Here is an 8,048-nt window from a genome sequence, read left to right on the forward strand (position 1 = left end):
CGGTTGCCGCGGCAGCGGGAGACGCAGGTCATCATCGACGCGTTGGCCAGCCGCTCCTCGAGGCTCAGCACGGAGTCGCGGTGCTCGGGGACGCCGTCCAGCACCCGCGCCTCGCACGTGCCGCAGGTGCCCTCGCGACAGGTGGAGAGCAGGTTCGCGCCCGCTGCGTTGACCGCGTCCAGCACGCTCACGTGCTCCGCGACGGTGATCGTGCGGCCGGTCCGGGCCAGGACGACCTCGATCGGCCGGTCCGGGCCGTGCTCGACCGCGCGCGCCGCGAACCGCTCGACGACGACCCGGTCCTCCGCGCCGTGCCGCCGCGCGGAGTCCTCGAGCGCCGACAGGAGCACCTCGGGTCCACACGCGTAGACGGCGGAGTCCCCTGCGGGCATCCGCGCCCACACGTCGTCGAGGTCGTAGCGACCCCGCTCGCCGCTCGGCCACGCGTACACGTGCGACCCGAAGCGCTCGAGCAGCTCCGCCAGGTAGGGCATGCGGTCGCGGGAGCGGCCGAGGTAGAGCAGCCGCCAGTCCGTCCCCCGCTGCTCCAGCTCCTCGATCATCGGGAGCAGCGGCGTGATCCCGATCCCGCCCGCGATCAGCAGCACGAAACCCGCCGGGCGGAGCCGGAAGTGGTTCCGCGGCCCGCGGACGCGCAGCCGGCTCCCGACGCGGACGTCGTCGTGGACCGCGACGGATCCGCCGCGGCCCGACGGCTCGCGGAGCACCGCGATGCGGTAGCCCTCCCCCGCGCGACCGCAGAGCGAGTACTGCCGCAACGAGCCGTCCGGCAGCTCCAGGTCCACGTGGGCGCCCGGCTGCCAGTCGGGGAGCACGGTGCCGTCGTCGGGGTCGAGCATGAGCTCGACGACATCCGCCGTCAGCGCGCGGCGGCCGCTGACGACGACCGGGACGCTCAGCGCCGCCGGCGCTGCCGAGTCCGCCCGCGCCTGAACGGCGCGCGGCTGGGCCGCCACCGGGGTCCAGGCCAGCGGAAGCGCCACCATGCCGCGCCCCTCCGAGACGGCCGTGTGCTGCAGCTCCGCCGCCGGCACGCCGAGTCGCAGGTCGGGCAGCCGCTCGTGCAGCACGCCGAGCTCGATCCGCAGCAGCATCCGCGCGAGCGGCGCACCGAGGCAGGCGTGCACACCCTGGCCGAAGCCGAGGTGCGGCACCGCCCAGCCGCGATCGAGGTCGATCTCCTCGGGCGACGCGAAGCGCGACGGATCACGGGAGCCGGCCGCGTAGGCCAGGAACACCTGCTCCCCCGCCTTGAGCGGGACGCCGGCCAGCTCGGTGTCCCGGGTGACGAGCCGCTTCATCCCCGTGATCGCGGACCCGAAGCGGAAGAGCTCCTCGAGCGCCGCGGCCCGGCTCGCATCGTCCCGCTGGGCGGCGGCGTACCGCGCCGGATCGGCGAGGAGGTGCGAGAGAGCGGTGCAGATGAGGTTGGACGAGGTCTCGTGCCCGGCGAGCATGAGCCCCGGGAACATCGAGAGCATCTCGAAGTCCGTCATCGAGACGGCGCCCGAGTCCCGCTCGTTCCAGATGTGGCTGATGAGGTCGTCACGGCGGTCCTGCTTGCGCGCCGCCATGAGCTCGAGCAGGTGGTCGTGCAGGTCGAGGAGCAGCTGCGCCTTCTCGTCCGGCGTGCCCGGATGGTGGATGTCTCGAGGCCCGAGGAAGAAGCCGAGTGCGGCACCCACCCAGTCGGCGCGGTCCGGATCGATCCCGACGATGCGGCTGATGACGATCAGCGGCAGGGGAAGCGCGAACGCGGTCTTGAGGTCGACTGCCCCGTCCGCGGCGAAGCCGTCGACCAGGCGGTGCGTCTGCTCCCGGATCCAGGGCTCGAACCGTGCGAGGCGGCGGGGCATGAAGAAGGTGTTCACGGACGAGCGCAGCCGGTCGTGGTCGGGCTGATCCACCCCGATCAGGGTGCCGCGATCCGGCACCCGGCCCTCGAACCGCTCCCGCCACGGCGACGGCGCCCGGCCGACGGTGACCTCGGAGGAGAAGGTCGCCGGATCGTGCAGCGCGGCCACGACGTCGTCGTACCGCGTGACCATCCGCGCCTCGAAGACGTCCGAGTACGGGAACCCGTCCTGGCCGCGTACGGCGGCGAGGTCCTGGAAGATCCGCTCGGGATCGTGGAAGAAGGGGCAGCCGCCGGTGGCGGTCGCGGGCGCGAGGGTCATGGGTGCTCCGATCGGGATGGGGTCCCGCTGGAGGCGCACAGGCACAGGCGGGACCGCGTGGTCCGTCTGCTCGCCCGGTGCCGTGACGACCGGCACCGAGGGGGATTATTCGCCGTCGGCCCTTCGCCGTGCGCCCTCACCCCACCTGATGTGCCGCCGATCGTAAGCCCCCGCGGGCGCCGCCGGTAAGCGGAACGGGTATCGAATCCGCTGATGCCCGACATAGCCATCCCCATCTGGCCTGATGCGCCACGAGGAAGCAGCATGGGATCGACTGCCGACGCCGGCCGCTGAAACGGAGCGATGATGCCCCTCGACCACGACGTGCTCCCGACGTTCGCGCTGGTGCGCTTCCGCCGCGGCCCCGGCGCCGCCGCCACGCCCGGGGTGCTCTCGGACGGCCGCGTGCATCCGCTCGACCTCGCCGCGCTCGGCGTCGCCTCGCTCAACGACGTGTTCGAGCGGTGGGACGAGCTCGAGGCCACCGTGCGGGCCACGGGACGCGCCCAGGACGGCCTCGCTCTCGACGACGTCGTGCTCACCGCCCCGGTCGAGCCGCGCCAGGTGCTGCAGACTGGCGCCAACTACCGCACCCACGTGATCGACCTCGAGGTCGGGCACATGGCGAAGGACGACCCCCGCCCCGTCGAGGAGGTGCGCGAGGCGATCGGCCGGATGATGGACGAGCGCGCCGCGCACGGCCAGCCTTACTTCTTCCTCGGCCTCGCCCAGACGGTCGTCGGCGACGACCAGGACCTCGTGCTGCCCTCGTACAGCGACAAGCAGGACTGGGAGCTCGAGCTCGCCGCGATCATCGGCCGCACCGCCTTCCGGGTCTCCCGCGAGGACGCGCTCGACCACATCTGGGGCTGGACGATCATCAACGACATCACCACCCGCGACCGGGTGTTCCGCCGCGACATGCCCGCGATCGGGACCGACTGGTACCGCGGCAAGAACGCCCCCGGCTTCAACCCGACCGGCCCCTTCGCGGTGCCCCGCTCGGATGCGCCCGCGCCCGAGGACTTCCAGCTCCGGCTCGACCTGAACGGCGAGACGATGCAGGACGCCGGCACGACGGATCTGCTCTTCGACGTGCCCGCGCTCCTGTCGGGCGCATCGGAGACCCTGCCGCTGCTCCCCGGCGACCTGCTCTTCACGGGCAGCCCCGCCGGCAACGGCCAGGCGCGGGGGATCTTCCTGAAGCCGGGCGACCGGATGACCGGATCGATCAGCGGGCTCGGCACGCAGCGCGTGACCTGCGTCGCGGAGGGGGCCCGATGAACGACGCCCCCACCACCGACCCGGCGCGGCTCGACCGCACCGACCCGGAGACCGAGATCGCGCGCGCGGCCGCTGCGTACCGCAACTGGGGCCGCTGGGGCGAGGACGACCGGCTCGGCACCGCGAACCTGATCACCGACGAGGACCGGGCCGGCGCGGCCTCGCTCGTGCGGCGGGGACGCGCCTTCAGCCTCGCGCAGCGCTTCGACACGAACGGCCCGCAGAACGGCTGGCGGCGCCGCTCCAACCCCGTGCACACGATGCTCGACACCGGCAGCGACGCCGAGCTGGGCACGCAGGGCTTCCCCCACGGCCTCGGCGGCGCGGACGACGTCGTGTCCATGCCGCTGCAGGCATCCACCCAGTGGGACGGCCTCGGCCACATCTTCGACCACGGCAAGGCGTGGAACGGCCGCCCGGCCGGCCGCACCGTCACCAGCGAGGGCGACCAGGTCACGGGCATCGAACACATGGCCGCGGTGCTCACCGGCCGCGGCGTGCTCCTCGACGTGGGCCGACACCTCGAGGAGTCCGGCGAGCTGCCCGACGGGTTCGGCATCACCGCCGAGCACCTCGACGCGACGATCGAGGCCCAGGGCGCGACAGCGCAGGTGCGCCGCGGCGACCTGCTGCTGGTCCGGACCGGGCGCCTCACCCGTGCCCGCCGCGAGGGCTGGAACGGCTACGCCGGCGGCCCGAGCGCCGGCCTCTCGGTCACGACGGCGGGCTGGCTGCACGAGCACGACGTCGCCGCGGTCGCCACCGACACGTGGGGCTTCGAGGTGCGGCCGAACGAGTTCGACGAGGCCTTCCAGCCGCTGCACCAGATCGCGATCCCGAACATGGGCCTCACGATCGGCGAGCTCTGGGACCTCGACGAGCTCGCGGCCGACTGCGCCGCCGACGGCGTCTGGGAGTTCCTCCTCGTCGCCGCCCCCATCCCCTTCACCGGCGCCGTCGGCGCCCCCGTGAACCCCATCGCCCTCAAGTGACGGATGCGAAGGAGCATCGAATGACCGCAGTCCGATCCGTCGGCATCGTCGGGACCGGCTTCGCCGGTGCCGCCGCCGCGATCCTGCTCGCCGAAGGCGGCGTGCAGGTCGACCTGTTCGACGCCAAGGAGGACGTCGGCGCCCTCGGCTCCGGCATCACCATCCAGGGCAACGCGTGCCGTGCCCTCGTGCGCCTCGGCGTGTGGGAGCAGGTGCAGCAGCAGTCCTACCCGTTCGAGGAGCTCGGGCTCCGCGCGCCGGACCCCGCGGCCACCGTGATCGCCGTGATCCCGGATGTGAAGACGGGCGGCCCCGATCTGCCGGCCACCATCGGGATGTACCGGCCCGACCTCGCCCGCATCCTCGTGGAACGGGCGGAGTCCCTCGGCGCGCGGATCCACTGGGGCGCGAAGGTCGAGAACCTCACGCAGGGCGACGACGACGTCGAGCTCGTCTGGCAGGACGACGACGGCCTGCAGCGGCAGCGCTTCGACCTCGTGATCGGCGCCGACGGCCTGCACTCGACCGTCCGGGCGCTGCTCGGCATCGACGTGCAGCCGCGCCGCAACGGCATGGGCATCTGGCGCGCGTTCGTGCCGCGACCGAAGGACGTCACCCGCACCGACCTCGTCTACGGCGGCCCGTCCTACATCGCGGGCTACTGCCCGACCAGCGAGGACCGCATCTACGCCTATCTCGTCGAGGACGCGCAGGACCGCACGAGCCTCTCCCCCGAGGAGCAGGTGGCCACGATGCGCTCCCTCGCGCAGGCCTACCACGGCCCGTGGGACGAGATCCGCGAGTCCCTCGACGAGGACTCCCGGGTCAACTACACCTGGTTCACCGAGCACCTGATCGACGGCCCGTGGAACCGCGGCCGCGTCGTGGTGATCGGCGACGCCGCCCACAGCTGCCCGCCGACCATCGCGCAGGGCGCGGCCATGTCGCTCGAGGACGCGCTCGTGCTCAGCGAGCTGCTGCTCGCGGCCGACACGGTCGACGACGCGCTCTGGCAGCGCTTCTCGGAGCGGCGGCTGGAACGGGCCAAGACGGTCGTCGAGGCGTCGTCGCAGCTCGCGAACTGGCTGCTCGCCCATGACCGCGACGCCGATGTGCCGGGCCTCGTCCGCCGGGTCGCCTCGCTCGTGAGCCGGCCGGCATGAGCGGGCGGGAGGACCGCCGCCCGGTCGTCGACGCGCACGCGCACGTGCTGCTGCCCGCGCTGCAGGGCATGGTCGCCGAGCGCGACCCGGAGGGGTTCGCGGCGGCGCAGCAGCTCGACGGCCGCCGGCAGGGTCGGGAGTCGTCGGCGGTGTCCGGCGAGATGATCCGTGAGCGCTTCGAGCGACTCACGCGGCTCCCCCGCCGGCTGGCGGACATGGATGCGACCGGGGTCGACGTGCAGGTCGTCTCCCCGTCGCCGTCGCACTACTACCCCTGGGCCGGCCGGCAGCTCGCCGAGGACGTCGCCCGCGCGGCGAACCGAGCGACGGCGGAGCTCGTCGCCGAGGCGCCCGACCGGCTCGTCGGCCTCGGGCTCATCGCGCTGCAGCATCCGGACCTCTGCGTCGCGCTGCTCGACGACGCCCTCGAGCAGGGCCTCGCCGGCGTCGAGATCTCCTCGTTCGCGCCCGGCGTGGAGCTGTCGGATGCGCGCCTGGATCCGTTCTGGGCCCGCGCGGCCGAGACCGGAGCCGTCCTGTTCCTGCATCCGTTCGGCTGCAGCCTCGACGAGCGCCTCGACCGGTACTACCTCTCGAACACCGTCGGGCAGCCCGCCGAGAACGCGGTGGCGCTCTCGCACCTGATCTTCGGCGGCGTGCTCGACCGGCACCCGGGCCTGCGGATCGTGGCGGCGCACGGCGGCGGCTACCTGCCGACCGCGATCGGCCGCAGCGACCACGCCTGGCGCACCCGGCCCGACTCCCGGTCGTGCGCGGAGCTCCCCTCCTCGTACCTGCGGCGGCTGTGGTTCGACTCGCTCACGCACTCCCCCGTCCAGCTGCGGGCCCTGATCGACGCCGCCGGCGCCGATCGCGTGCTGCTCGGCTCCGACTACCCCTTCGACATGGGCAGCGAGGATCCGGTCGGCGCGGTCCGTGAAGCCGCGCTCGACCCGGAGATCGAGGACGCCGTGCTCAGCGGTACCGCCGCAGCCCTCCTCCCCGTCCCGGAAGGAGCCCGCTGATGCGCCTCGCCCGATGGCTGCAGGACGGCCGCGAACGGGACGGCGTCGTCGTCGGCGACCGGCTCGTGGAGCTGCCCGACGGCCTCACCGTGCTCGACCTCACCCGGCAGGGCCTCGCGAAGGCGCTCGAGCTCGGCACCCGCCTGGCGGCGGAGGTGCCCGACTCGGCACCGGCGATCGACGCCGTGCAGCTGCTCGCCCCCATCCGCCCGCCCGCCGTGCGCGACTTCGTGGCGTTCGAGGAGCACGTCGAGGGGATCGTGCAGAGCGTCGACAACTCGGTCGGCGTGAACCCCCAGTGGTACGAGGCGCCGACCTTCTACTTCACGAACCCGCACTCGCTGATCGGGACCGGCGAGACCGTGCTGCCGCCGGCGACCGAGCGGCTCGACTTCGAGCTGGAGGTGGGCGCCGTCATCGGCGCCGTCGAGGGCAGCGAAGGCCGCTCCCTTTCGCCCGAGGAGGCGCAGCAGCACCTCTTCGGCTTCACGATCTTCAACGACTGGTCGGCGCGGGATGTGCAGTCGCGGGAGATGCAGGTGCGACTCGGCCCCTGCAAGGGCAAGGACTTCGCCACGACCCTCGGCCCGTGGATCACGACCGTCGACGAGGTGCAGGACCGGTTCGACGAGGACGGCTTCCTCGACCTGGAGCTCACCGTGTCGATCAACGGCGAGGAGATCGGGCGGGACACCCTCGCCGACATGGGCTGGCCGTTCCGCGATCTCGTCGCCTACGCCTCGCGCAACGCCCGGGTGGTGCCGGGCGACGTGCTCGGCTCGGGCACCGCGGGCAGCGGATGCCTCGCCGAGCTGTGGGGGCGCAACGGCGGCCTCACGCCGCCCCCGCTGCAGGAGGGCGACGTGGTCACCATGAGCGCGGAGCGCCTCGGCACGGTCACCAACCCCGTGGGGCGCGCGGTCGAGGTCCCGCGGATCCCGAAGGCGCGACCTCGGCCGGGCTCCCCCGCCGCGCAGCGCCGACGGGCGGGCTGAGCTCGGGCAAAGCGGTCAGCCGGAGCTCGAGCGGTCCCGGTCCTCGATCACCCGTTCGCGAGCCGCAGCAGCACATCCGCATGGCACAGCTGGTCCAACCGGCACCAGCAGGCGAGGTCGTGGCCGGCGAGCCGGGTGCGGGCGAGCTCGATCGGGTCACCACCCAGACGGCGGAGCCAGGCCTCCCGCGCGGCTTCGACGTCCGCGGATGCCTCGTCATCGAGGCTCGCCAGCAGGCCCTGGTCCCACGCCCCTCGAACGGTGTCCTCGAACAGCCGGATGGCGAGGGGACGCCCGAACCGGCTGACCGAGAACGGGTTGCCCCAGCGCGTCGGCCGGGCGACGACGATGGCGCCCTCGGGCTTGCGCCACCCCTTGCGGCGCGAGAGCC

The 8,048-nt window shown here is 73.3% G+C and carries 7 protein-coding genes; 5 read left to right on the top strand and 2 right to left on the bottom strand.

What is annotated here, in order from left to right:
- Window positions 1–2,198, bottom strand: a 2,198-nt coding sequence (locus tag VIG76_RS15085) for a cytochrome P450/oxidoreductase (RefSeq protein WP_331955650.1), incomplete at its 3' end; no start/stop codon positions are given.
- 306 nt (window positions 2,199–2,504) lie between these two features.
- Between VIG76_RS15085 and VIG76_RS15090 the strand changes: the two genes are divergently transcribed.
- The 5 genes from VIG76_RS15090 to VIG76_RS15110 are packed head-to-tail and all read left to right on the top strand — an operon-like array spanning window position 2,505 to window position 7,657.
- The gene (locus VIG76_RS15090) at window positions 2,505–3,482 is read left to right on the top strand and encodes a fumarylacetoacetate hydrolase family protein (protein ID WP_331955652.1); all 978 of its coding nucleotides are present in this window, start codon (window positions 2,505–2,507) and stop codon (window positions 3,480–3,482) included.
- Complete coding sequence (locus VIG76_RS15095; protein WP_331955654.1) at window positions 3,479–4,474, top strand: cyclase family protein; 996 nt, start codon at window positions 3,479–3,481, stop codon at window positions 4,472–4,474. Before VIG76_RS15090 ends, VIG76_RS15095 begins: the two co-directional genes overlap by 4 nt.
- 20 nt (window positions 4,475–4,494) lie before the next feature.
- On the top strand, window positions 4,495–5,637 hold the full coding sequence (locus VIG76_RS15100; RefSeq protein ID WP_331955656.1) for an FAD-dependent monooxygenase: 1,143 nt from the start codon (window positions 4,495–4,497) through the stop codon (window positions 5,635–5,637).
- The gene (locus VIG76_RS15105) at window positions 5,634–6,662 is read left to right on the top strand and encodes an amidohydrolase family protein (protein WP_331955658.1); all 1,029 of its coding nucleotides are present in this window, start codon (window positions 5,634–5,636) and stop codon (window positions 6,660–6,662) included. The genes VIG76_RS15100 and VIG76_RS15105 overlap by 4 nt, the downstream gene beginning before the upstream one ends.
- Entirely contained in the window at window positions 6,662–7,657 is a 996-nt protein-coding gene (locus VIG76_RS15110; protein ID WP_331955661.1) for a fumarylacetoacetate hydrolase family protein, read from the top strand. Before VIG76_RS15105 ends, VIG76_RS15110 begins: the two co-directional genes overlap by 1 nt.
- 47 nt (window positions 7,658–7,704) lie before the next feature.
- Here VIG76_RS15110 and VIG76_RS15115 read toward each other — a convergent pair.
- Window positions 7,705–8,048: DUF4326 domain-containing protein (locus VIG76_RS15115; protein ID WP_331955663.1), on the bottom strand; the 344-nt coding region annotated here is incomplete at its 5' end.

The organism is Amnibacterium sp. (genome assembly GCF_036559085.1).
GTDB lineage: Bacteria > Actinomycetota > Actinomycetes > Actinomycetales > Microbacteriaceae > Amnibacterium.

Bases quoted from the DNA above. Each gene is read 5' to 3' on its own strand.
- VIG76_RS15090 (WP_331955652.1), top strand. From the start codon at position 2,505: ATGCCCCTCGACCACGACGTGCTCCCGACGTTCGCGCTGGTGCGCTTC.
- VIG76_RS15095 (WP_331955654.1), top strand. From the start codon at position 3,479: ATGAACGACGCCCCCACCACCGACCCGGCGCGGCTCGACCGCACCGAC.
- VIG76_RS15100 (WP_331955656.1), top strand. From the start codon at position 4,495: ATGACCGCAGTCCGATCCGTCGGCATCGTCGGGACCGGCTTCGCCGGT.
- VIG76_RS15105 (WP_331955658.1), top strand. From the start codon at position 5,634: ATGAGCGGGCGGGAGGACCGCCGCCCGGTCGTCGACGCGCACGCGCAC.
- VIG76_RS15110 (WP_331955661.1), top strand. From the start codon at position 6,662: ATGCGCCTCGCCCGATGGCTGCAGGACGGCCGCGAACGGGACGGCGTC.